Below are 23,656 nucleotides of genomic sequence, written 5' to 3' on the forward strand. Positions count from 1 at the left end.
TATGCGATGGAGCCGCCCAAAAAGAACGCTCCCCCGCAAACGGCCTGCTTTGCGGGGGAGTGGTCATTTTCTTCGTCTGGCCGGTGCTTGAACAGCGCCGGCCGGCGAGTTCAGTGCTCTCAGCGCTTCAGCGCGCGCCAGCCGATGTCGCGGCGCATCTGCGAACCTTCGAAATGGATCAGGTCGGCGGCAGCATAGGCATGCTTCTGGGCAACCTTGACGCTGTCGCCCAGGCCCACCACGCACAGCACGCGGCCGCCCGAGGTGGTCAGCTTGTCGCCGGTCAGGGTGGTGCCGGCGTGGAAGGTCACGCAATCGGGCGTCTCGGCCGGGATGTCGGTGATCAGGTCGCCGTTGCGCGGAGTGTCGGGATAGTTGTATGCCGCCATCACCACGCCCAGCGCGGTGCGGCGGTCCCATTCCAGTTCGACCTTGTCCAGCGTGCCGGACACCGCATGCTCGAACACCGTCAGCAGGTCGGTCTTCAGGCGCGCCATGATCGGCTGGGTTTCCGGGTCGCCCATGCGGCAGTTGAATTCCAGCGTCTTCGGGGTGCCTTCGTCGTCGATCATCAGGCCGGCGTACAGGAAGCCGGAGAACGGGATGCCGTCCTTGGCCATGCCCTGCACGGTCGGGACGATGATCTCGCGCATCACGCGCGCATGCAGCGCCGGGGTGACGATGGGGGCGGGCGAGTAGGCGCCCATGCCGCCGGTGTTGGGGCCCTGGTCGTTGTCCTGCAGGCGCTTGTGATCCTGGCTGGTGGCCAGCGGCAGGATATTCTTGCCGTCCACCATGACGATGAAGCTGGCTTCCTCGCCGCTCAGGAATTCCTCAATCACCACGCGTGCGCTGGCGTCGCCCAGCTTGTTGTCCGACAGCATCATGTCGATGGCCGAGTGCGCTTCTTCCAGCGTCATGGCAACCACCACGCCCTTGCCGGCGGCCAGGCCGTCGGCCTTGATCACGATGGGCGCGCCCTTTTGCGCGATGTAGTCATGCGCCGCTTTCACGTCCGAAAAGGTCTGGTATTCGGCGGTCGGGATCGCGTGGCGCTTCATGAAGGCCTTGGCGAAGTCCTTGGAGCTTTCCAGCTGGGCCGCTTCCTTGGTGGGGCCGAAGACTTTCAGGCCGCGGGCGCGGAACACGTTGACGATACCGGCTGCCAGCGGCGCTTCCGGGCCGACCACGGTCAGCGCGACATGCTCCTGTTCGACAAAGTCGGCCAGCGCGGCCGGGTCGGTGATGGCGATGTTTTGCAAGCGTTCGTCCAGCGCGGTGCCGCCATTGCCGGGCGCGACGTAGACAGTCTGGATGCGCGGCGACTTGGCAATGGACCAGGCCAAGGCATGTTCACGGCCACCGGAGCCGACAACTAGGATTTTCATGTGGATTCGCTTAAAAAATGAGCTGAAAAATGCGCTGAAAAGCGGAGCAGGAGTGGCGGATTATTCTTCAATGACGGCGTTGGTATAGAGTTCCTGGGTATCGTCCAGGTTCTCCAGCGCGTCCAGCAGTTTCTGCATTTTTACACCGTCTTCGCCGGAAAATACGGTCTCGGTCGAAGGCTTCATGGTGATTTCCGCCACTTCGGCCTTGAAGCCGGCGGCTTCCATCGCAGCCTTGACGGCGGAGAAGTCGTTGGGGCCGGTCAGCACCTCGATACCGCCTTCATCGTCGGTGATCACGTCTTCGGCGCCGGCTTCCAGCGCGGCTTCCATCACGGCGTTCTCGTCAGTGCCGGGCGCGTACATCAATTGGCCGCAGTGCTTGAACAGGAAGGCCACCGAGCCTTCGGTGCCCATGTTGCCGCCGAACTTGGAAAAGGCGTGGCGCACTTCTGCCACGGTACGCACGCGGTTGTCGGTCATGCAATCGACGATGATGGCGGCACCGTTGATGCCGTAGCCTTCGTAGCGCACTTCCTCGTAGTTCACGCCGTCCAGGGCGCCGGTGCCGCGCTGGATGGCGCGGGTCACGTTGTCCTTGGGCATGTTGGCGTCGGAGGCGCGGTCCACTGCCAGGCGCAGGCGCGGATTGGCGTCCGGGTCGCCGCCGCCCATGCGGGCAGCCACGGTGATTTCCTTGATCAGGCGGGTCCAGATACGGCCGCGCCTTTCGTCCTGACGGCCTTTACGGTGTTGGATATTGGCCCATTTGCTGTGTCCAGCCATGTTGGATCTTTCTTGCGAGATAAGTAATGCCAGAACGCATCAGTGCACATGCCGGGAACATTGGGAACATTTCCGGGGTGGGATCTGACTATAATCGGGCCAGAATTTTACCATATCGCCATCCCCCGATTTTTTGCCCGGAGAGCCTCCAGACCATGACCAATCCGCTTCCCATCGCACAGAACGCCGCGCAGCAACTGAGCCTGTTGCCGCAGTTGGCCAACCGCCACGGTTGCATCACCGGCGCCACCGGCACCGGCAAGACGGTGACGCTGCAGGTGCTGGCCCAGGCGTTGTCGGATATCGGCGTGCCGGTGTTCATGGCCGACGTCAAGGGCGACTTGTCAGGCCTGGGCAAGGCCGGCAGCGCCTCGCCCAAGCTCAAGGAGCGCCTGGCGCAACTGGCTCTGCCCGAGCCGGCCTGGGCTGCCGCTCCGGTGGCGTTCTGGGATGTTTATGGCGAAAAGGGGCATCCGGTGCGCGCCACGATCTCGGATATGGGGCCGTTGATGCTGGCGCGCATGCTGAACCTGAACGATACCCAGCAAGGTGTGCTCCAGCTCGTGTTCAAGATCGCCGACGACAATGGCCTGCTGCTGCTCGACACCAAGGACCTGCGCGCCATGCTGCAGCACGTGGGCGATCATGCGGCCGAGTTCAAGACCGAATATGGCAACATCTCCGCGGCCAGCATCGGGGCCATCCAGCGCGGACTGATCGCCATCGATGAGCAGGGCGGCGATAAATTCTTCGGCGAGCCCATGCTCAACATCGAGGACTGGATGCAGACCGACGCCACGGGGAAAGGCATCATCAACATCCTGTCGGCCGACAAGCTGCTCAACGCGCCGCGCCTGTATTCCACCTTCCTGCTGTGGATGCTGTCCGAACTGTTCGAGCACCTGCCCGAAGTGGGCGACCTCGACAAGCCCAAGATGGCCTTCTTCTTCGACGAGGCCCACCTGCTGTTCGACGAGGCGCCCAAGCCGCTCTTGCAGAAGATCGAGCAGGTGGTGCGCCTGATCCGCTCCAAGGGCGTGGGTGTGTACTTCGTCACGCAGAACCCGCTGGACATCCCCGACACCGTGCTGGGTCAGCTCGGCAACCGTGTGCAGCACGCGCTGCGGGCCTACACCCCGCGCGACCAGAAGGCGGTGCAAGCCGCCGCCGAGACTTTCCGCGCCAATCCCAAGCTCAATACCGCGCAAGCCATTACCGAGCTGGCCGTGGGAGAGGCGCTGGTCTCCTTCCTGGATGAAAAAGGCCGTCCCAACGTGGTCGAGCGCGGTTACGTGCTGACCCCGGCCTCACAGATCGGCCCGGTAACCGATGACGAGCGGCGCGCGTTGATTGCCGCTTCACTGGTGGCCGGCATCTACGAACAGGCAATCGACCGGGAGTCCGCCTATGAACGCCTTAAAGGCCGCGCAGTCCAGCAGCCGCAGGCGCCGCAACAGCAGGCACCTCAGTCCGCTCCGGCTGACGACAATGCCTGGGGCGCTTCGGCCGGGCGCACCCCGCAGCCGCCGCAATCCACCGTGCCCGGCACGCGCGCGTCCGGCGGCGCAGCCAGCCCGGCGCCCCAGCCACCGCAGCAACAAGAAGAGGGCGGCCTGGGCGACTTGCTCAAGGATGCCGCCGGCGGCATCTTCGGCAACGGCACAGGCAGCCGCCGCAGCGATTCGCCGCTGCAGGCGATGGTCAAGTCGGCCGCGCGCAGCATCGGCTCGCAGGTCGGGCGCGAAATCATCCGCGGCGTGCTGGGCTCGCTGATGAAGAAGCGCTAAGAACCTGAACCGGTTCCGGGCGGCGGGCGCGTCCGGATGGGCCGTCTCCGGCAGCCATCCGCCGTACGGTTTACAATCGCGGCCATGACCGCCATTGCCCATCACTCTTCCCATCGCCAGGCCTTCCTCGGCGGTTTGCTGCTGGCTATCGTCGGCGCCATTTTCTTTTCCGCCAAAGCCATCGTCGCCAAGCTGATGTACCGCTATCAGGTCGACGCCGTGATGGTGATCACCTTGCGCATGATCTTCGCCTTCCCGATGTTCTTCGCGGTGGCGATCTGGAAAGCCCGCAGCGAACCGCCGCTGGCGCGCTCCGACTACCTGCGCATCACGGTGCTGGGCCTGATGGGGTATTACCTGTCCAGTTTCCTCGACTTCCTCGGCCTGCAATACATCTCGGCCGGGCTGGAACGGCTGATCCTGTTCCTGACGCCATCCTTCGTCATGCTGATCGCCTTCGCTTTCTTCAAGCGCCGTGTCGGCTGGATCGAGTGGGCGGCGCTGGTCGTGTCTTACTTCGGCACCGTGCTGGTGCTGCTGCACGACCTGAACGCCGGCGGCAGCAATGTCATCCTGGGCAGCGTGCTGGTGCTGGGCTCCGCCTTCACCTATTCGATCTACCTGATCTCTTCCGGCGAGCTGGTGCGCCGCGTCGGCGCGATCCGGCTGGTGGCGTATGCGATGTGCGTGTCCACCGTCGCCTGTGTGATCCAGTTCTTCATCTTGCGCACGCCTTCGGAATTGTTCGTCCAGGCTGCGGGCGTCTACCAGCTATCGCTGTTCAACTCCGTGTTCTGCACGGTGCTGCCGGTGTTCCTGACCATGGTTGCGGTGGCGCGCATCGGCGCCCCGACCGCCGCCCAGGCCGGGCTGGTGGGGCCGGTATCGACGCTGTTCATGGGCGCCGCGTTGCTGGATGAACCCATTACCGGCATCCAGCTGACCGGCACGGCGCTGGTGCTGTCGGGGATTTGGCTGCTGTCGCGCAAGAAAATTTGAACATCCGTTAAACCGAACAAGGAGACTGACATGGCAAAAGCAATCCGCATGAGCAAGACCGGTGGCCCCGAGGTGATGGAATACGTCGACGTCGAGGTGGGCGATCCAGGGCCGGGCGAGGTGCGCATCCGCCACGCGGCGGTCGGCCTGAACTTCATCGATGTGTATTTCCGTTCGGGCCTGTATCCGCAGCCGCTGCCTGCCGGTTTGGGGCAAGAGGCAGCCGGCACCATCGAGGCAGTCGGCCCAGGGGTGGCAGGCTTCAAGGTGGGCGACCGCGTAGGTTATGCGGGTCGTCCCAATGGCGCTTATGCCGAAGAGCGTGTGATGCCGGCTGACATTCTGGTCAAGCTGCCCGATTCGATCAGCTTCGACACTGCGGCCGCCATGATGCTGCAAGGGATGACCGTGCAATACCTGCTGCGCCAGACCTATCCGATCAAGGCCGGCGAAACCATCCTGTTCCACGCCGCCGCCGGCGGTATCGGCCTGATTGCCTGCCAATGGGCGCGCGCGCTGGGTGTGAACGTGATCGGCACCGTCAGCAGCGAGGAAAAGGCGGCGCTGGCGCTGAAGCACGGCTGCACCCACGTGATCAATTACAAGACAGAGAATTTCGTCGAACGCGTCAAGGAAATCACCGGCGGCAAAGGCGTGCCGGTGGTCTACGATTCGATCGGCAAGGATACCTTCATCGGTTCGCTGGACTGCCTGCGCCCGCGCGGCATGATGGTCAGCTTCGGTAATGCTTCCGGCCCGGTTGCGCCGTTCGGCGTGTCGGAACTGGCCTCGCGCGGTTCGCTGTTCCTGACCCGGCCATCGCTGGGCAACTACACCGCGACCCGTGCAGACCTTGATGCTACCGCCGCCGACCTGTTCGGCATGGTCGAAAGCAAGAAGATCAGTATCGAAATCAACCAGCGCTATGCGCTCAAGGATGCGGGGCAGGCGCATGCCGACCTGGAAGCGCGCAAGACCACCGGTTCGACTATCCTGATTCCCTGAGCCACGACGCCTGGAGGCCAATGCCATGAATGATTCGCAGAATGATCCCGGGCAACGCAACCCGATGGGACATCCGCCGGAGCAGCCGGCAGGGGATGACGGTTCGCCCAAATTCGGGCGGCTGCTGATCGTGCTGATTTGCGCCGTGTTGCTGATTGTGGCGATTACCTTTGGCAGCGAAGCCTATTTTTCGTAATCGTCACGGTTTGGCCAGGCGCTGACGCGTCGTTTGCCGTGGCCGCATGGCCACGGCATTCGCGCGAGGTTCATGGCGCGGGCTTGCCGTCTTTCTCGACCTGGATCTTGATATGCCGGGTCACGCCGCTGGGGCCGGGAAATTCGGAGAAGGCAGCACGCACCATGTAGGGCATGGCCGCCGCCAGTCCACCGCGGTTGCCGTCGCTGTCGACCACCACGTCATACAGCGTCTTGCCGTCGCCCGCGTTGGCGATGCCGATCTGCAGGCGGCGCAGGAAAACCGGATAGCTGGTGGTCTGCATCGGGCCGCCGTACCAGAACGGATCGTAGAAAGGCCCGTAGGGGCCGTAAGGGTAGGGGCCGAAGCGTCCCCAGCCAGGGGCCGGGCCGTAGAAGAACGGATCATAGGCCGGGCGGCTGACCACCACCTGTTCGGTGTTGATGCCATAGCGGAAACTGACGGCGAGCTGTGCCGACTTCTTGTCGGCCGCCTCGGTGAAGCCCAGGGTTTGCAACTGCTGGCGGATCAACTGGGCGTAGTTGCTGTATTCGAGATTGTTCTCCTGCTCCTTGGCAGGGACGAACACGTAGGATTTGCCGTTGGCATCGGCAGGCCATGCGTGGAAGGCGGTCACATCGCTTTCGACCACGGAAGCGCAGCCGGACAGCAGCAGGCTGGCTGCCGCGATGAATAAAAAGAGCCAGCGTTTCATGGCATATCTCCAATCAATATAACGAACTGTTCCCGGCTCGAAAGCGTGTGAACAGGTTTCTGGAACCTGGCGTTGGACTGGGTAGTCGGTAGTTCTGGGTATCGGCGCGCCGGCATGAGGGCCAATGGGACGATGAAGCTTCGACCTGGGGCGGCGTCGTTTGATCCCGGACAAGCATGGCATCGCGCACTATTTTCGTCCGATGCCTATTTCCCGGGGTCTATTGTAGTGCGGCGGCGCAAAAGCGGTTTGCGCCATGGCATCAAGCGGCGCACATCTGCGTAAAAATCCATGCCTGGCGCTGATGGGGTGAGAACGTTCGGCGCCTGCACGGGTCTGTGCCAGAGGTGGCCGGACAGCCGGTTCATCGCCGTGATTTCAGCCTTTCTGCCCGCGACGCGTGGGTTGATTGGTAAAATCTGGCTTTGGCCCATTTGCGGCCCATTTTTCTTCATTTCCTTTCCCGGATAGGCTCCATGCGCACCGATACGCCACAGACGATCCATCGTAAAGACTACGCCGCTCCCAATTACCTGGTCGACACCGTTGAAATGGGATTTGACCTCGAGCCCGCTGCCACCCGCGTGGCGACCCGCATCGCCATGTACCGCAACCCGGCTGCGGCCGGCCGCGACATCGTCCTGTTCGGCGAAGAGCTGGAACTGGTCGCCCTGCGCCTCAACGGCAAGACGCTGGCCAAGGGCGACTACCGCCTGGCCGGCCACGTGCTGACCATTCCTGCGGCGCCGGCCAAGGCCGTGCTGGAAATCGAGACGGTCACCCATCCCGACCGCAATACTTCGCTGATGGGCCTGTACGTTTCCAACGGCAATTTCTTCACCCAGTGCGAAGCCGAAGGTTTCCGCAAGATCACCTTCTTCCCGGACCGTCCGGACGTGATGGCCAAATACACCGTCATGTTGCGCGCCGACAAGAAGAAATATCCGGTGCTGCTGTCCAACGGCAACCTGGTCGAACAGGGCGACCTGCCCGGCGGCCGCCACTATGCCAAGTGGGAAGACCCGTTCAAGAAGCCGTCCTACCTGTTCGCGCTGGTGGCCGGCGACCTGGTCTGCCAGGAAGAGAAGTACAAGCTCAAGTCCGGCCGCGAAGTGCTGCTGCAGGTGTGGGTGGAAGAGGGCAACCTCGACAAGACCCAGCATGCGATGGATTCGCTCAAGAACAGTATCGCCTGGGACGTCGAGCGTTTCGGCCTGGAGCTGGACCTGGACCGCTTCATGATCGTCGCCGTCGGCGACTTCAACATGGGCGCGATGGAAAACAAGGGCCTGAACATTTTCAACACCAAGTACGTGCTGGCCAACCCGCGCATCGCCACCGATGTCGACTTCGCCAACATCGAAGCGGTGGTCGGGCACGAATACTTCCACAACTGGACCGGCAACCGCGTGACCTGCCGCGACTGGTTCCAGCTGTCGTTGAAGGAAGGCCTCACGGTCTTCCGCGACCAGGAATTCTCGGCCGACATGATCGGCACCGACAGCGGCCGCGCGGTCAAGCGCATCGACGACGTGCGCGTGCTGCGCCAGGCGCAATTCCCCGAGGATGCCGGCCCGATGGCGCACCCGGTGCGCCCCGACTCCTACGTCGAGATCAACAACTTCTACACCGTCACCATTTACGAAAAAGGCGCCGAAGTGGTGCGCATGTATCAGACCCTGCTGGGCCGCAAGGGCTTTCGCAAGGGCATGGACCTGTACTTCAAGCGCCATGACGGCCAGGCCGTGACCTGCGACGACTTCCGCGCCGCCATGGCCGATGCCAACAAGCGCGACCTGACCCAGTTCGAACGCTGGTACAGCCAGTCCGGCACACCGCAGGTCGATGCCAGCGCGCGTTACGACGCCAAGGGAAAAATCCTGGAACTGACGCTGGAACAAACCTGCCCCGCCACACCCGGCCAGAAGAAGAAACAGCCTTTCCATATCCCCGTCGCCGTCGGCCTGCTGGACGTCAAGGGACGCGACATGCCCCTGAAGCTCGAAGGCGAGAGCGGCGCGGATGCAACCGGCACCCGCGTGCTGGAGTTGACCAAGGCCAGGCAGACTTTCCGCTTTACCGGCGTCAACGAGGCGCCGGTGCCGTCGATCCTGCGCGGCTTCTCGGCGCCGGTGGTGTTGAAGGTCGACTACAGCGACGCCGAGCTGGCCTTCCTGATGGCGCACGACAGCGACCCGTTCAACCGCTGGGAGGCCGGGCAGCGCCTGGCCATGCGCCGCCTGCTGAACCTCACGGTGGCGGTGCAGGCCGCGCGCCAGTCCGGCCATGTGGTGGCGGTCGATACCGTGCTCAACAACATCGAGCACGACGGCGCTCTGGCCGATGCGCTGCGCGCCACGCTCAACGACGAGTCGCTCGACCCGGCATTCCGCGAACTGGCGCTGACGCTGCCGTCCGAGACCATGATTGCCGAGCAGATGGAAGTGATCGATCCGCATGCGATCCACATCGCCCGCCAGTTCCTGCGCCGTTCGCTGGCGCGCGAGCTGCGCGACGACCTGCTGGCGGCCTATCGCGCCAACCGGACGCCCGGCGCCTACAGCCCGGATGCCGCCTCGGCCGGCCGCCGCGCACTCAAGAATGTGGCGCTCTCTTATCTGGCCGAGCTGGATGATGCAGAAGCGCTGTCATTGGCACAGTGCCAGGACGAAGAGGCCAACAACATGACCGACCGCCTGGCCGCGCTGGCGGCGCTGCTCAACAGTACCGCCAGCGGCAAGAGCGAAGCGCTGCAAGGTTTCTACGACGAATTCGAAGCCGAGGCGCTGGTGATCGACAAGTGGTTCACGCTGCAGGCCACGGCCCGCGATGCTGATGTCAACACCGTGCGCTCGCTGGCCGGGCATCCCGCATTCACGCTCAAGAATCCCAATCGCGCGCGCAGCCTGATCTTCAGTTTCTGCAACGGCAATCCTTCGGCGTTCCATGCGCTGGACGGCAATGGCTACAGCTTCTGGGCCGAACAGGTCATCGCACTCAACGGCAGCAATCCGCAAGTCGCCGCGCGTCTGGCGCGCAGCTTGGACCGCTGGCGCAAATACACCCCGGCGCTGCAGGAAAAGATGCGCCTGGCGCTGCAGCAGGTGGCGTCGTCGCCCAATTTGTCGCGCGACGTTTCCGAAGTCGTCACCAAGGCGCTGGCGAATTGAGCGCAAATACAGCATTCATCATTTTCAAACAGGGAAGACCACACCATGAAACGCATCAGCCTCACGCAACACTTGATTGAGCAGCAGCGCCTGCACAACAAGATCCCATCCGAACTGCGCCTCCTGATCGAAGTCGTCGGCCGCGCCTGCAAATCGATTTCGCACGCCGTCGGCAAGGGCGCGCTGGGCGAGGTGCTGGGCAGCGCCGGCAGCGAAAACGTGCAGGGCGAGGTGCAGAAGAAGCTGGACGTGATCTCCAACGAGATCCTGCTGGAAGCCAACGAATGGGGCGGCCACCTGGCAGCCATGGCATCCGAGGAAATGGAGACCATCCACCGCATCCCCAACCGCTATCCGAAGGGCGAATACCTGCTGATGTTCGATCCGCTGGACGGCTCTTCCAACATCGACGTCAACGTCTCCATCGGCACCATCTTCTCGGTGCTGAAGGCGCCGGACGGCATGACCGAGCCGAGCGAAAAAGACTTCATGCAGCCCGGCACCAGGCAGGTCGCCGCCGGCTATGCCGTGTACGGCCCGCAGACCGTGCTGGTGCTGACCACCGGCGACGGCGTGCATTGCTTCACGCTGGACCGTGAAATGGGCGCCTGGGTGCTCACGCAAAAGGACATCCAGATTCCGGCCGACACCAAGGAATTCGCCATCAACGCTTCCAACCAGCGCCACTGGTTCCCGCCGGTCAAGCGTTACGTCGACGAAATGCTGGCCGGCACCACCGGACCGCGCGGCAAGGACTTCAACATGCGCTGGATCGCCTCGATGGTGGCCGATGTGCATCGCATCCTGAACCGCGGCGGCATCTTCATGTACCCGGCCGACGCCCGCGAACCCGAAAAGCCGGGCAAGCTGCGCCTGATGTATGAAGCCAATCCGATGGCCTTCATCGTCGAGCAGGCCGGCGGCGCCGCCACCGACGGCAACCAGCGCATCCTCGACATCCAGCCGGAAAAGCTGCACCAGCGCGTGGCCGTGTTCCTGGGATCGAAGAACGAGGTGGAGCGCGTCACTTCCTATCACAAGGAATAAACGGGAATAAGCGGGAATAAAACGGCAAGCCGTCGCATGGCGGCTTGCGCACCATCGGAAACGGCGCCGGCATGAAACATGCGGGCGCCGTTTTTCTTGCCGCGATTTTCCCGGATCAAGCCGTATCGGGCATTTGCCTGGCCTGCCGAACCTGGTTGCGTCCACCGCGCTTGGCTTCGTACAGCGCGGCGTCGGCTTGCCCGACCAGCTCATCTATCGGCGGGATGTGTTGCCTGCCGGGCAGGATGCTATTGACGCCTGCGCTCACGGTAACGACACCGGCCGGGTTTGCGCTGTGCGCAATGCCCAGTGCCTGGATGCCGGCGCGGATTGTTTCGGCCATTTGCGCCGCGCCGGCTTCGTCGGTATCGGGCAGCAGCAACAGCATCTCTTCACCGCCGTAGCGTACTGCCAGATCGGCCGGCCTGCGCTCCATGCCTTTTAGCACTTTCCCGATCTGGCGCAGGCATTCGTCGCCGGCCTGGTGGCCATAGATGTCGTTGTATTGCTTGAAGAAATCGACATCGATCAGCACCAGCGACAATGGCCCGCCACCCCGGCAGGCGCGCCGGTACTCCTTCTCCAGCATGTCGTCGAAATGGCGGCGGTTGGCCAGCCCGGTCAGGCCATCCCGGTGCGCCAGCATTTCCAGGGTACGGTTCAACTCCTGCAGTTCGTCTTTGGCTTTGAGGGCTTTCAGCTCGGCTTGCAGGCGCAACTCGATCTGGCCGATCAGGCGCCAGCCGAAGGTGGCGATCATCAGCAGCAGGATCAGGACGCCCATACTGTAGACCAGCGTTTCCTGATACCAGTCGGCCAGCACATCGTCCTCAGACAAGGCCACCGTGACCACCACCGGATATTTCTTGATCGCCTGGTAGCTGAACAACCTGCGCACGCCATCGATGCGCGAATTGTTGGCGATGGAACCGTTCGGCGCGGCCGGCAGCAACCGGCGGAAAAGCAGGCTGTCGCTGAAGTCCCGGTTGATCAGTTTGTCATCGAAAGGCTGGCGTGTGAGCAGCGTCCCATTGCGCAACAGCAACCCGATGGAGCCTTTTGTGCCGACATCGAAGGTGCTGTAGAACCTGGTGAAGTAGGCCAGGTCTATCGTCGCCAGCGCGACGCCGGCAAAACTGCCGTCACGATGATTGATGCGCCGGGAGATCGGAATGACCCAGCGATTCGTGCTGCGGCTGCGCAATACGGCGCCGATCAGCGGAGTGCGCTCGTCGTGGTCGCGGTGGTAGATGAAATAGGGGCGGTCACTGTTGTTGCCGTCCAGATGCGACTCGCCGGATGAATTGACGACCCAGTAGCCCAGTTCGTCGCAGATCAGCAGGCCGTCCAGTTCCGGCATTTCTTCGGAAAGGCGGTGCAGCAATGGCGCCATCTCCATCACCAGGGGGCTGCCCATGCCCAGCGCGGAAACACGGTCGGTCACATTGAGCAGCAGCCCATCGATGGCCTGGAACGCATCGTTGGCATGCTGTGACAGTGCCTTGGCCATGTTGCCGGAAGCGATCCGGGCGTTGTCCAGGTCGCTGTGCCTGGCACTCCAGCTTTGCCATCCGTGCAGTAACGTAATGGCCACACAGGTCAGGACGACAAAGAGTCTGGCGCGTTTTGATACGGGATGCGTCTTTTCCTGGTGTTCCCCTAGCCGTATCGCTTGCATGCGGATACCCCCCGAATCGGAATCGGCCGCCTGTTTTGTCCCCGCGGTTGGCCGCCGTAAGGATCAGTATAGATAGAAGGTCAAGTCCGCAGTCGGAAAAGTGAAGGGGAAAACATGCTTAATTCACCGGCCTGCGCATGAGCCGCACGCTGTGGATGGCGGTGAGTCCCACCGATATCCAGATCGGCACATAAGTGCCCAACTGGGCAGCGCCGAGCGATTCACCCAGCACGGCCATGGCGACAAACACCAGCAGCACCGGTTCGACATAGCCGAGGATGCCGAACAATCCCATCGGCAGCAATTTGCCGGCGCGCAAATAGCATGTCAGCGCCACCATGCTGAGTATGCCCAGCCCGGGCAGCAACAGATACATCGCGGGTTCCCGTACCGTCAGCGGGAACGCGTCGCTCAACGCCAGGGCCAGCACGGCTGCCGGCAGCAGCAGCAGCAATTCGATCGTGAAGAGCAGCAGCGAATCCAGCTTGATGCGGCGGCGCAAGATGAAGTAGGGCGGATAACCCAGCGCCACCAGCAGCGTGGGCCATGAAAACGCACGCGTCATCCACAGCTCGTGCGCTACGCCGGCCAGTGCACAGAGCACCGCCATGCGCTGCAGCAAATTCAGCCGCTCGCCATAATGGAAACGTCCCACCAGCACCATCGTGAGCGGCAGCAGGAAATACCCCAGCGATACCTCCAGCGCACGGCCGTTGACCGGCGCCCACAAGAACAGCCATTGCTGCACGCCCAGCATGGCGGCCATGGCCAGCAACGAGATGCATTTGCCAGGATCGCGGGCGATCTCGCAGCAAGCCGTTTTCAGTTGCGCACCATGACGGCGCCAGGCGATCACGGCCAGCACCGCTACCGTGGTCCAGACGATGCGCCAGGCGAAGATGTCCATGCCGTCGAGCGGCGCCAGCAGGCGGGTATAGCCGGAGAGGAGGGCGAACAGCGTGGACGCCAGTACCGACAGGCCGATGCCGCGGACGGTTTCAGGGTGATTCATACGATGCCAGTTGGGTTGGCCGGGACGCATGGGTTGCGCATCGGCAAAGACGCGATTCTACGGCATGCGGATGTCCGCGTCAGAGGCCGGGCAGCGCGTGCAGTTTCGGCGCGTTACACTGCGTGGATAAATAAAATGATGGATGAGACCGGCTCCGATGGATATCCGATATGTGCAAAGTTTCGTCGCCGTGGTGGAAAGCGGTTCGCTCGCGGAAGCCGCCCGCCGGCTGGATCTGACCGCTGCCGCAGTGGCCGCGCGCGTGCGTTCGCTGGAAGAAAGCCTGGCGGCGCCGCTGATCCAGCGCTCGGGACGTTCCGTGCGGCCCACTGCCCAAGGATTGAAAGTGCTGGAAAGCGCGCATGCCTTGCTGCGCTCGGCACGCGACATGCAGGCGCTGGCGCGCGATGGTGCAGGCGCGGTCGGCGAGCTGCGCCTTGGCGCGTTCGTCTCGGCCATGACCAGCGTATTGCCGTCGCTGCTGCAGCGTTTCTATCGCTGTTACCCCAACGTCAGTATTTTCGTCGAACCGGGCGCCTCGGTTGAATTGTGCCGCAAGGTTGCGGCGGGTGAGCTCGATGCCGCCGTGGTGGTGGAACCGCAGTTTGCCGTGCCCAAGACCTGCGAATGGCTGCCGCTGATGGATGAGCCGCTGGTGGTGATCGCACCGGCCGGCAACGAAGGGAAAAGCGCGCACGAACTGTTGCGGCATGAACCCTTCATCCGCTACAACCGCAACGTGCTGGGCGGCCAATTGGCCGACCGCTATTTGCGTGACCACGACATCGTGCCGCACCAGCGATTGGAGATCGACAGCCTGTTGGCGATTGCGGCGATGGTCGGCAAAGGCCTGGGCGTATCGCTGCTGCCGGACTGGTCGGCGTTGTGGGAAGGCGGCCTGGCACTGGTGAAGGTCGAGCTGCCGGACCGTGCGCCGGTACGCCGCGTCGGCCTGATCACTGCGCGCCATTCGCCGCATGTGGCGCTGGCGCGCGTGTTTGCCGACGAGGCGGTGAGGGCGTTCGCCGAGAATCGGGCGAGTGCGGGCTAAGTGTCTTTGCGCTGCAGGTTTTCCGCACGCAGGAATTCGAAATCAACGCCCTTGTCGGCTTGCGTCACGTTCTCCAGGAACAGTTTGCGGTAACCGCGTCCGGCGGCGGGTTTGACGATCGGATGCTCTTGCGCGCGCCTGGCCAGTTCCTGTTCGGAAACCAGCAAGGAAATTTCACGCCTGGACACCGACAGCCGGATACGGTCGCCCGTGCGCACATATGCCAGCGGGCCGCCAATGGCTGCCTCGGGCGTAACGTGCAGCACGATGGAGCCGAACGCGGTGCCGCTCATGCGGCCGTCTGAAATGCGCACCATGTCCTTGACGCCCTGGCGCGCCAGCTTGCGCGGGATCGGGATGTAGCCTGCCTCCGGCATGCCGGGCGCACCCAGCGGGCCGATGTTCTTGAGCACCAGCATGTCGTCGGCATTGACGTCGAGCGATTCGTCGTCGATGCGTTCGGCCAGATCCTGCAGGTTATCGAACACTACCGCACGGCCCTCATGTTCCATCAGTGTCGGATCGGCCGCCGATTGCTTGATGATGGCGCCACCGGGCGCCAGGTTGCCGCGCAACACCGCCAGTCCGCCTTGCGGATAAATCGGATTGCCGACGCTGCGCACCACTTCCTGCGCGAAGCCGGGGCCTTGCGCTTCCAATTGCTCGCCCAGCGTGATGCCGTTGACCGTCATCGCATCCAGGTGCAGCAACGGCTTCAGTTCGCGCAGCAAGGTGGCGACGCCGCCGGCCTTGTGCAAATCTTCCATGTAGTGCGAACCTGTGGGTTTGAGATCGAGCAGCACCGGTGTCTCGCGCCCCATGCGGTCGAGTTTGGCGAGGTCGATTTCCAGGCCTACGCGTCCGGCGATGGCGGCCAGGTGCACGATGGCATTGGTTGAGCCGCCGATGGCCAGCAGTACCCGCAGGGCGTTGTCGAAAGATTTTTCGGTCAGGATCTTGTCGATTGTCAGGCCGCTGTGCGCCAGTTGCACGGCGCGCGTACCGGTCTCTTCCGCCACCCGGATGCGGTCAGCGGTCACCGCCGGCGGCGAGGCGCCGCCGGCCACCGTCATGCCGATGGCCTCGGCGATGCAAGCCATCGTGCTGGCCGTGCCCATCACCGAACAGGTGCCGACGCTGGCGACCAACTGGTTGTTGACGTCGGCAATTTCCTCATCGTCGATGTCTTCGGCGCGGTACCTGGCCCAGTAGCGGCGGCAATCGGTGCAGGCGCCTACGCGCTCGGAGCGGTGCGATCCGGTCAGCATCGAGCCGGTGATGAGCTGGATCGCGGGAATGTTGGCCGAGGCTGCGCCCATCAACTGCGCCGGCACCGTTTTGTCGCAGCCGCCGATCAGCACGACGGCATCCATGGGCTGGGCACGGATCATTTCTTCCGTATCCATCGACATCAGATTGCGCAGATACATCGACGTGGGCGCGGCGAAGCTCTCGTGGATAGAGATGGTGGGAAAGTCCATCGGCAAGCCGCCGGCCAGCATGATGCCGCGTTTGACCGCCTCGATCAGCTGCGGCATGTTGCCGTGGCAGGGATTGTAGGCGCTGCCGGTGTTGACGATGCCGATCACCGGGCGGGCCAGTGCATCGTCGGTATAGCCGGCGCCCTTGATGAACGCCTTGCGCAGGAACAGCGAAAATCCCTGGTCGCCGTATGAAGTCAATCCGCGGCGCATGCCTGTGGCGGGCTGCGTCTTGCCATCGGCTGACGGTTTCTTGCTCATTGCTGGTCTCCTTTGTATCGTTTTTAGAGAAGGATGTTCAAACGAATGAGAAGGAGACTCATGATCATCCTTTCAAATACGGCAAGTATTTCAAAGGGATGGAGATGCAAACAGCGCTTGTCTTGATCTTCAAACCAAAAAGTTTTTTTGGTTCGGATGGCAGGGGGGCGTTGTATCGCTGTGCCGATTTTGTTAAGGGAAGCCGGATTGCGGTTGCACCGCCGCAAGTTGCTGTTATGCTGGTTTTATCGCACCAAAAAATACAAGGGAAGCGGGCGGCCCGACCCGGCGCCGTTCGGCACAGAGGAGATTCCATGAAGAGATTCCTGCCCGCCGGCCTGCTGCGACCATGGTCATCGCCACGGCAGCGCAAGGGGCCGAATGCACGAAAGTCGTGATATCGGCCGATTCCGACTATGCGCCTTTGCACTGGTACGACGGCAAGCGCCTGACCGGCGCCAGTATCGAAATCGCTTCGCGCGCATTGACCGCGTTGGAAATCCCATTCGAGGTGCGCTATGTGGGTCCGTTCCATCGCGTGCTGAAGGAGGCGGAAAGCGGCGAGGTGGCCATGGTGGCTTCCCTGAAGAACACGCCTGAGCGCCAGCAATATCTTGCCTTTACGACGGTTCCGCTTTTTTCGAATCCGATTGCGGTATTTGTCGCGCGCGACCGCAGCTTCAGCTATTCAGGCTGGAAGGACCTGGTCGGCAAGCGTGGCGCCATCACGATGGGCAACCAGTTCGGCGGTGGTTTCGACGAATTTCTGCGCGACAACCTCAAGGTGGAGCAGGCGCAGAAGGCTTATATGAACTTCAGCAAGCTCGATACCGGCAGCATCGACTATCTCATCACCGGCTATTACAGCGGCATGATCTATCTGAACCAGAGCAGGCAGGCCGACCGTTTCATGGCGCTCAAGCCGTACGTGAGCGCGACGGATAATTTCATTGCCCTGAGCAAGGCGAACCCTTGCGTCAAGTATCTGCCCAGGATCAATGTCCAGCTGGAGTCGATGCAAAAGCGCGGCGAGTTGCAGGCGATTCTGGAGCGTTATACCTCTGCACTCAAGATCGATCCGCCCGCCAAGGGGAAAACAGCCGATGCGGTTATCCCACCGGCAAAATAATGTGGCGACTTCAGGGTGACGCCGGCTTGCGGCGTATGTCGCCAGGAAGCTTCGTCCAAGGCAACGCCGAGGGATCGAGCGCAAAGGCACCCGGTGAAGCGCACAGGAGAACGGCACGCGCCAGCGGTTCGAAGTCGGCGCGGAAATGCACGACGCTCTTGACGGCGATGATGTCCAGCGTTTCCGGCTCCAGGCCGACGAAACGCAGCAGCGCCAGATCAATCAGCTGAATCGGCTGGGAAACGACGATGACCTGCACGCCGCCGATCTGCAGCAGTGCCGATGGGCCCAGCGTGAGCCGGTAACCCTTGAAGACGCTGCCGGTGGCATCGACATCGCCGTGATGCACGCGCATGACGCGGAACCTTGCTTCGAAAGGCGCATCGCCGGCGAGCCCGGATTTGCCGCCGAGCGCCAGGTGCAGCTCGGCGCTTGCGCCGGCCGCATGGGCTTGCGCCGCAGCCTGTGCATCGACCAGCAGGCCGATGACGGCGTTGCGTGCGTCGGCCGCGACCAGGGCGCGCAATAGACCGGTCGTGTCGGCGCTGCCTCCGGCGCCGGGATTATCCTGGCCGTCGGCGATGATGACCGGGCCGGTTGCGCCTTGTGAACGCAGCAGATCCTGGGCACGGGCGACGGCATCGCGTGCATCAAGGATTTCGCCGGCGAAACCGGATTCGGCGGCCTCGACGGCCGCGGCCAACTGGTCGGCCGCGGCGCGCGCATCGTCGGCGCAGGCCGCATATGCCCATACCGCCGGGCCGCATTTGTCGGCATCGGCCGCAGGAAAACCCATTGCCAGTCCGGCGGCCAGTGTGTCGCTGTCGAGCGCCTCTTGCAGTTGCCGCAGCGAGCGGGCCGGTTCGGCGCCGGTGTATTGCCAGCAGATCGGAATGAGAAAGGGGATGCGGCGCCACGCCGCCTGCGGGCGCGGCATGCCCTGCAGCCGGCGCACCAGCCAGGCATAGGCGCGCGCGCCGGTAGTCGCCATGTCCACATGCGGATAGGTGCGATAGACCAGCAGCAGGTCGGCGCTGTCGACCATCAGCGGCGAGACATTGGCATGCAGGTCCAGGCTGGCTACCAGCGGGATATCGTCTCCAATGGCCAGGCGTACGCGGCGCAGGATTTCGCCGTCGGCGTCGTCGATGTGTTCGGCGGCCATGGCGCCGTGCAAGTCGAGATAGACGGCGTCGGCCTGCGCCTGGACGATGCCCTCCAGCAGCAGCGCCACGATGCGCTCGAAGGCGTCCTCGGTCACACGGCCGGAGGGGCCGGCGGCGCACCAGGACACGGGAACCAGCGTATGCGCACCATCCCGCGCTGCGCCAATGAAGCCCGCAATCGGGATATTGCGCGGCTGGGCGCCGCCGGCCGGCGTCAGCTCTTCCAGCAGCGCCGGGCCTTGCAAGAGACCGGGCCAGGTGTCGGCGGCGAGAAAATCCTGCCAGCGGGTAGGCGTGGGGGAGAACGTATTGGTTTCGTGCTGGAAGCCGCCAATGGCGATGCGCATGCGAGATCCTGAGAATCGATCAAGTCAATCAAGTAAAAAAGGGCGAAGCCAAATAAGTTGTCGCGAGAAACATGCTGGAAAGCATGGGTAGCCAGACTCGATCATAATGGTGCTGGCAGCATGAGAACCCTTCGGCTACAGTCGAATATCGCATAAGTTAATTCCGAAAATTCATTTCTCCTGGTCATGGCCAGATCCTAAAATTTCGCACTTTGCCTCGAACTCCCAAGGATCAGCTAGCTTCCCGGCTGATGGGAAAAGGGGCGATTTTCTGGAGCCTCTGCATTGAATTCCGTCAATTCGACGGGCGCGCGCATCGGTATCGACGTCGGTGGCACCTTTACCGACTTTGTCCTCTACGATGCAGCACGCCAACAGCTCGCCTATCACAAAGAACCCAGCACACCCGCCGATCCGGCATTGGCGGTGCGCAACGGCTTGGTTGCGCTGATCGGCAAGCATGGCCTTAAACCTGAGGATATCGGCGTGCTGCTGCATGGCACCACCATTGGCCTGAACGCCATCATCCAGCGGCGCGGCGCGCGGGTGGGGCTGATCGTGACCGAGGGTTTCCGTGACGTGCTGGAAATCGGCCGTGCGCGCATGCCATCGTCCTTCGATTTCCATGCCACACGGGAAGAGCCGTTCCTGCCGCGCGAGCGCGTGGTGGAAATCGGCGCCCGTTTCAACCGCAATGGCGACGCAACGCGCTGGCCGCAGGCCGACGCCATCAGGCAGGCCGCCGAAGATATCCGCGCCCTGGAAGTCGATACCGCAGTGATCATGCTGATCAACGGCTTCCTCAAGCCTGAGCAGGAGGGGGCGCTGGCGCGGGACATCGAGGCGCATACGCCCGGCACCAGGATCATCTCGGCCGCCCAGGTCTGGCCGGAAATCCGTGAATACGAACGCACCGTGGCCGCCGCGCTCAATGCCTATATCCAGCCGTTGATGCAGCGCTATTTCGAACGCTTGTCCGAGCTGGTGGATGAACTGGGAGTGGCGGCGCCGATCCTGGTGACGGCCTCCAATGGCGGTTCGCTGTCGCTCAATGCGGCGCTGGCGCGCCCGATCGATACCGTCCTGTCGGGGCCGGCCTCGGGCGTGGTGGCGGCCGCGCGCCTGGCCACAGCTGCCGGCGTGCCGCGCATCGTCACCTTCGACATGGGCGGCACGAGCAGCGATATCGCCGTGTCCCAGCATGGCCTGGCGGAAATGGTCACGCGTACCGACATCGGCGGTTTGCCGCTGGTACTGCCGGTCATTGGCGTCTCCGCCATTGGTGCCGGCGGCGGTTCCAAGATCCGTGTGGATGAACATGGCGTATTGAAAGTCGGTCCGGAAAGCGCCGGCGCCGACCCCGGCCCGGCCGCCTATGGCCGTGGCGGCGTCGATGCGACCGTCACCGACTGTTATCTGGCCACCGGCGTGCTGGATGCCGCAGCGTTTGTCGGCGGCGCTATGTCGCTCTATCCGGAGCGTTCGCAAGCCGCGCTGGAGAAGGTCGCCAGTGCATTGAAGCTGGATGGCGCCAATGGCGTCGAGCGCGCCGCCTCCGGTGCGCTGGCGGTGGCGTCGGCGCAGATGGCTTCCGAATTGCGCAAGAACCTGGCCCAGCGCGGTCTCGATCCTGCCGAGTTTGCACTGGTGCCCTTCGGCGGCGCCGGCCCGACCCACGCCAACTGGCTGGCCGAAGAGGCCGGACTGGTGCATGTGCTGGTGCCGTTGAAGCCGGGCACCTTCTGTGCCTTGGGCGCTGCGACCGCCGACTTGCGCCGCGACTTCGTGCGCAGCCTGCGCGTGACGCTGGACGACGCCGCGGCCGGCGCGGTGGGCAGCATCTGGCAGGAGCTGGAAACGCAAGCCGCTGGCTGGCTCGAGGCGCAGGGCGTAGCCAGCACCGGCACGCCGTCGTTCTGGCCGGCGCTGGATATGCGCTATGCCGGACAGGCCTACGAATTGAACGTGGCCTTGCCGCATCCGCTGCCGTCGCCGCTGGATGCGGCCACGCTGTCCGAATACTTCCACCGTGAGCATGAACGCCTCTACGGGTTCCGCGATGCGCAGGCGCCGGTCGATGTGTCGACCGTGCGGCTGGCCATTGTTGGCCACATGGTCGCGGCGGCCAACGTGCCGCGTTTTGCCGGCCAGGGCAAGCCTGTGCCGCGCGCCACGCGCAAGGTATTCCTGCGCGATGCCTGGCAGGATGCCGCCATCTATACCCGCGACAGCCTGGGCGCCGGCGACGCGTTCGACGGCCCGGCGGTGATCGAGCAGGACGACACCACCGTCCTGGTATTGCCCGGCTGGCAGGTGCGCACGGATGCACTGGGCAACCTGCATCTCACCCCCGTGCAAGGGCGAGGGCCGGCGCAACCGCAACCGTCGGAACAAGGAGGCGCAGCATGAAGCTCGATCCCGTCAGCATCGAAATCCTCGGCAACAAGCTCACCTCCATTGCCGAAGAAATGTGCCTCACACTGCAACGCACCGGCCGCACGCTTTACGTCAAGGAAACGGCCGACTTCTGCTGCGCGCTGGTGGGCCTGGACGGCAAGTTCTTCGCCTATCCGCGTGCGTTGGGCGTATCCGGCTTCGTCGGCCTGGACTGCACGACCACGATCGAGGCGGTCGGGCCGCTGCAGCCGGGCGACGTGATTTTGACTAATGATCCGTACCGCTCCAAGGGCCTGGCGACGCACTTGCCGGACTTGCAGGTGGTGCAGCCCTATTTCCATGAAGGCCGCATCGTGGCTTATGGCTGGGGCTTCCTGCACGCGTCGGACGTCGGCGGCAAGGTGCCGAGCAGCATTTCGCCGAGCAACCATGAAATCTTCCAGGAAGGCTTGCAGATTCCGCCTGTGAAGATCATGCGCAGCGGTAAGATCAATGACGACGTGGTTCTGCTGTTCACTGCCAACAGTCGCACGCCGGACGCCAACATGGGCGACCTGAAGGCCATGCTCGGCGCGCTCGCGACCGGCCGGGATCGCGTAGCGCAGACCGTGGCGCAACACGGCGTGGCGTCGTTCCTCGATGCCCAGACCGACCTGGTCGACTATGCCGCACGGCGTGCGCGGGCGGTGCTGTCGAAAGTGCCGGCCGGCACCTACCGCTTTGTCGATTACCTGGATGATGAAGCCGGCGCCGGTTTGCCTGTGCGTATCGCGCTGGCGGTCACCCTGGCCGGCGGCAACATCACGCTGGACTTCACCGGCAGCGATCCGCAAGTGGCAGCCGCCATCAACATCCCCAGCCACGGCTTGCCGCACGCGTGGCTGACGCTGCGCATCCTGGCGCTCATCGCCACGCTCGACAAGGGCGTGCCGATCAATGCCGGCCTGTTGGCGCCGGTGTCGGTGATTGCGCCGGCCGGTACCATCGTCAATCCGTTGCCGGGCGCTGCCGTCGGTGTGCGCCATGCGGCGGCCGTGCGCGTCAACGATGCGCTCAACGGCGTGCTCGGCCAGGCCTTGCCTGAACACATGCCGGCTGCCAGCGGCGGCACCATCATTCCGGTGGTGGTGGCAGAGCCATCACGCCATGGCCACGGGCAGAACGTGCAAGTGGTCGAGCCGATGGTCGGCGGCACCGGCGGCCGCCGCGGCCACGATGGCGCGGACGGGCGCGACAGCAGCATTTCCAATCTGTCCAACAACCCGGTCGAAACGGTCGAGGCGGAGACGGGCATCGAGATCCTGCGTTATGGCTTGCGCCCCGGCTCGGCGGGACCCGGCCAGTGGCGCGGCGGCAACGGCCAGGCGATCCGCTTCCGTATCCTGCAGGACGACACCTTCGTGCTGGCGCGCGGCATGGAGCGCCTGCGCTTCCGCCCATGGGGCGCCCATGGCGGCCAGGCCGGCGCATCGGCCGGACTGGTGCTGTATCGCCAGGGTGAGGCGCCGCGCGAACTGGGCAAGATCGACTTGCTGCCGGTGGTGGCGGGCGATGAAATTGAAATTCGTACGCCCGGCGGCGGCGGCTGGGGCGATCCGTTCCAGCGCGATGCCGCGGCGGTCCTGGCCGATGTGCAGCGCGGCTTGTTGTCGCTGGACGCGGCGCGCAGCGAATACGGCGTCGTCATTGACGGGCAGGGCAGCCGCCAGGCGGTCGATGCCGCAGCGACAGGACAGGCGCGCGCGCAAGGCAGCAAGGGCATCGGACGCTTTGGCCCGGAGCGCGATGCTTGGGAGCGCGTTTTCAAGCCCGAACATCTGGACCGCCTCAACGCCGCACTGTTCGCCTTGCCTCCGGCAGCGCGCAGCCGGCGCCGCAAGCAGATCTTCGCCGCGGCGCTTGGCGGGCTGCCGCCGGAGTTCCCGCGCGAACCTGCCGCCGATGCCGCACTGGCCGACGCAGCCGGGCGCTTTGAGGCATCGGTGTCGGAACTGGTTTCTGCTGTATCGGCAACATCGGTAACACACTAGAACGCATCTCA

At 63.7% G+C, this 23,656-nt stretch carries 18 protein-coding genes; 11 read left to right on the forward strand and 7 right to left on the reverse strand.

Translation table 11 applies throughout. The features are described from left to right. Window positions 1-119: 119 nt before the first annotated feature. Window positions 120-1,388: a phosphoribosylamine--glycine ligase gene (gene purD / locus AKL28_RS09835; protein ID WP_050467954.1), complete on the reverse strand. Its 1,269-nt coding sequence runs from the start codon at window positions 1,386-1,388 to the stop codon at window positions 120-122. A 60-nt stretch (window positions 1,389-1,448) separates the two neighbouring features. Next, the gene (locus AKL28_RS09840) at window positions 1,449-2,174 is read right to left on the reverse strand and encodes a YebC/PmpR family DNA-binding transcriptional regulator (RefSeq protein WP_050467955.1); all 726 of its coding nucleotides are present in this window, start codon (window positions 2,172-2,174) and stop codon (window positions 1,449-1,451) included. Between the two features lie 155 nt (window positions 2,175-2,329). On the opposite strand from AKL28_RS09840, the gene AKL28_RS09845 reads away from it, so the two are divergent. The 4 genes from AKL28_RS09845 to AKL28_RS24820 all read left to right on the forward strand — a co-directional run bounded on the left by AKL28_RS09845 (window position 2,330) and on the right by AKL28_RS24820 (window position 6,161). Then, window positions 2,330-3,961 carry a helicase HerA-like C-terminal domain-containing protein gene (locus tag AKL28_RS09845; RefSeq protein WP_050467956.1) on the forward strand — a complete coding sequence of 544 codons (1,632 nt, stop codon included), beginning with the start codon at window positions 2,330-2,332 and terminating at the stop codon, window positions 3,959-3,961. 84 nt (window positions 3,962-4,045) lie between these two features. Continuing rightward, the gene (locus tag AKL28_RS09850) at window positions 4,046-4,960 is read left to right on the forward strand and encodes a DMT family transporter (protein ID WP_174525328.1); all 915 of its coding nucleotides are present in this window, start codon (window positions 4,046-4,048) and stop codon (window positions 4,958-4,960) included. Between the two features lie 30 nt (window positions 4,961-4,990). Then, the gene (locus tag AKL28_RS09855) at window positions 4,991-5,965 is read left to right on the forward strand and encodes a quinone oxidoreductase family protein (RefSeq protein ID WP_050467957.1); all 975 of its coding nucleotides are present in this window, start codon (window positions 4,991-4,993) and stop codon (window positions 5,963-5,965) included. Between the two features lie 25 nt (window positions 5,966-5,990). After that, window positions 5,991-6,161 carry a hypothetical protein gene (locus tag AKL28_RS24820; RefSeq protein WP_169801800.1) on the forward strand — a complete coding sequence of 57 codons (171 nt, stop codon included), beginning with the start codon at window positions 5,991-5,993 and terminating at the stop codon, window positions 6,159-6,161. A gap of 70 nt (window positions 6,162-6,231) precedes the next feature. On the opposite strand, the gene AKL28_RS09860 is transcribed toward AKL28_RS24820, so the two are convergent. After that, on the reverse strand, window positions 6,232-6,876 hold the full coding sequence (locus AKL28_RS09860) for a DUF4136 domain-containing protein (RefSeq protein WP_050467958.1): 645 nt from the start codon (window positions 6,874-6,876) through the stop codon (window positions 6,232-6,234). A gap of 476 nt (window positions 6,877-7,352) precedes the next feature. Here AKL28_RS09860 and pepN point away from each other — a divergent pair, with 476 nt between their 5' ends. After that, complete coding sequence (gene pepN / locus AKL28_RS09865; RefSeq protein ID WP_050467959.1) at window positions 7,353-10,046, forward strand: aminopeptidase N; 2,694 nt, start codon at window positions 7,353-7,355, stop codon at window positions 10,044-10,046. 45 nt (window positions 10,047-10,091) lie between these two features. After that, complete coding sequence (locus tag AKL28_RS09870; RefSeq protein WP_050467960.1) at window positions 10,092-11,093, forward strand: class 1 fructose-bisphosphatase; 1,002 nt, start codon at window positions 10,092-10,094, stop codon at window positions 11,091-11,093. A gap of 115 nt (window positions 11,094-11,208) precedes the next feature. On the opposite strand, the gene AKL28_RS09875 is transcribed toward AKL28_RS09870, so the two are convergent. Beyond that, the gene (locus AKL28_RS09875) at window positions 11,209-12,687 is read right to left on the reverse strand and encodes a sensor domain-containing diguanylate cyclase (RefSeq protein WP_231602385.1); all 1,479 of its coding nucleotides are present in this window, start codon (window positions 12,685-12,687) and stop codon (window positions 11,209-11,211) included. 202 nt (window positions 12,688-12,889) lie between these two features. Then, a complete protein-coding gene (gene rarD, locus AKL28_RS09880; protein ID WP_050467962.1) occupies window positions 12,890-13,783 on the reverse strand; it encodes an EamA family transporter RarD in 894 nt (297 codons plus the stop codon). A gap of 157 nt (window positions 13,784-13,940) precedes the next feature. On the opposite strand from rarD, the gene AKL28_RS09885 reads away from it, so the two are divergent. Next, window positions 13,941-14,834, forward strand: coding sequence for a LysR family transcriptional regulator (locus tag AKL28_RS09885; protein WP_050467963.1), 894 nt, complete (start codon window positions 13,941-13,943; stop codon window positions 14,832-14,834). Here AKL28_RS09885 and AKL28_RS09890 read toward each other — a convergent pair. Continuing rightward, entirely contained in the window at window positions 14,831-16,576 is a 1,746-nt protein-coding gene (locus AKL28_RS09890; protein ID WP_050467964.1) for an IlvD/Edd family dehydratase, read from the reverse strand. The genes AKL28_RS09885 and AKL28_RS09890 overlap by 4 nt on opposite strands. Between AKL28_RS09890 and AKL28_RS24390 the strand changes: the two genes are divergently transcribed. Both AKL28_RS24390 and AKL28_RS09895 read left to right on the forward strand, forming a co-directional pair. Continuing rightward, entirely contained in the window at window positions 16,576-16,974 is a 399-nt protein-coding gene (locus AKL28_RS24390; RefSeq protein ID WP_156226286.1) for a hypothetical protein, read from the forward strand. The two genes, AKL28_RS09890 and AKL28_RS24390, sit on opposite strands and share 1 nt — an antisense overlap. Further along, entirely contained in the window at window positions 16,971-17,705 is a 735-nt protein-coding gene (locus AKL28_RS09895) for a substrate-binding periplasmic protein (protein WP_231602386.1), read from the forward strand. Before AKL28_RS24390 ends, AKL28_RS09895 begins: the two co-directional genes overlap by 4 nt. A 10-nt stretch (window positions 17,706-17,715) precedes the next feature. Here the strand turns inward: AKL28_RS09895 and AKL28_RS09900 are convergent, their stop codons facing one another. Further along, window positions 17,716-19,218, reverse strand: a complete 1,503-nt coding sequence (locus AKL28_RS09900; protein ID WP_050467966.1) for a M81 family metallopeptidase — start codon at window positions 19,216-19,218, stop codon at window positions 17,716-17,718. A gap of 285 nt (window positions 19,219-19,503) precedes the next feature. Here AKL28_RS09900 and AKL28_RS09905 point away from each other — a divergent pair, with 285 nt between their 5' ends. Further along, window positions 19,504-21,627, forward strand: a complete 2,124-nt coding sequence (locus tag AKL28_RS09905; RefSeq protein ID WP_050467967.1) for a hydantoinase/oxoprolinase family protein — start codon at window positions 19,504-19,506, stop codon at window positions 21,625-21,627. After that, window positions 21,624-23,645, forward strand: a complete 2,022-nt coding sequence (locus tag AKL28_RS09910) for a hydantoinase B/oxoprolinase family protein (protein ID WP_050467968.1) — start codon at window positions 21,624-21,626, stop codon at window positions 23,643-23,645. Before AKL28_RS09905 ends, AKL28_RS09910 begins: the two co-directional genes overlap by 4 nt. The last annotated feature ends 11 nt before the right edge of the window (window positions 23,646-23,656 follow it).

This window comes from Herbaspirillum chlorophenolicum, assembly GCF_001189955.1.
GTDB classification, from domain to species: Bacteria; Pseudomonadota; Gammaproteobacteria; order Burkholderiales; family Burkholderiaceae_D; genus Herbaspirillum; species Herbaspirillum chlorophenolicum.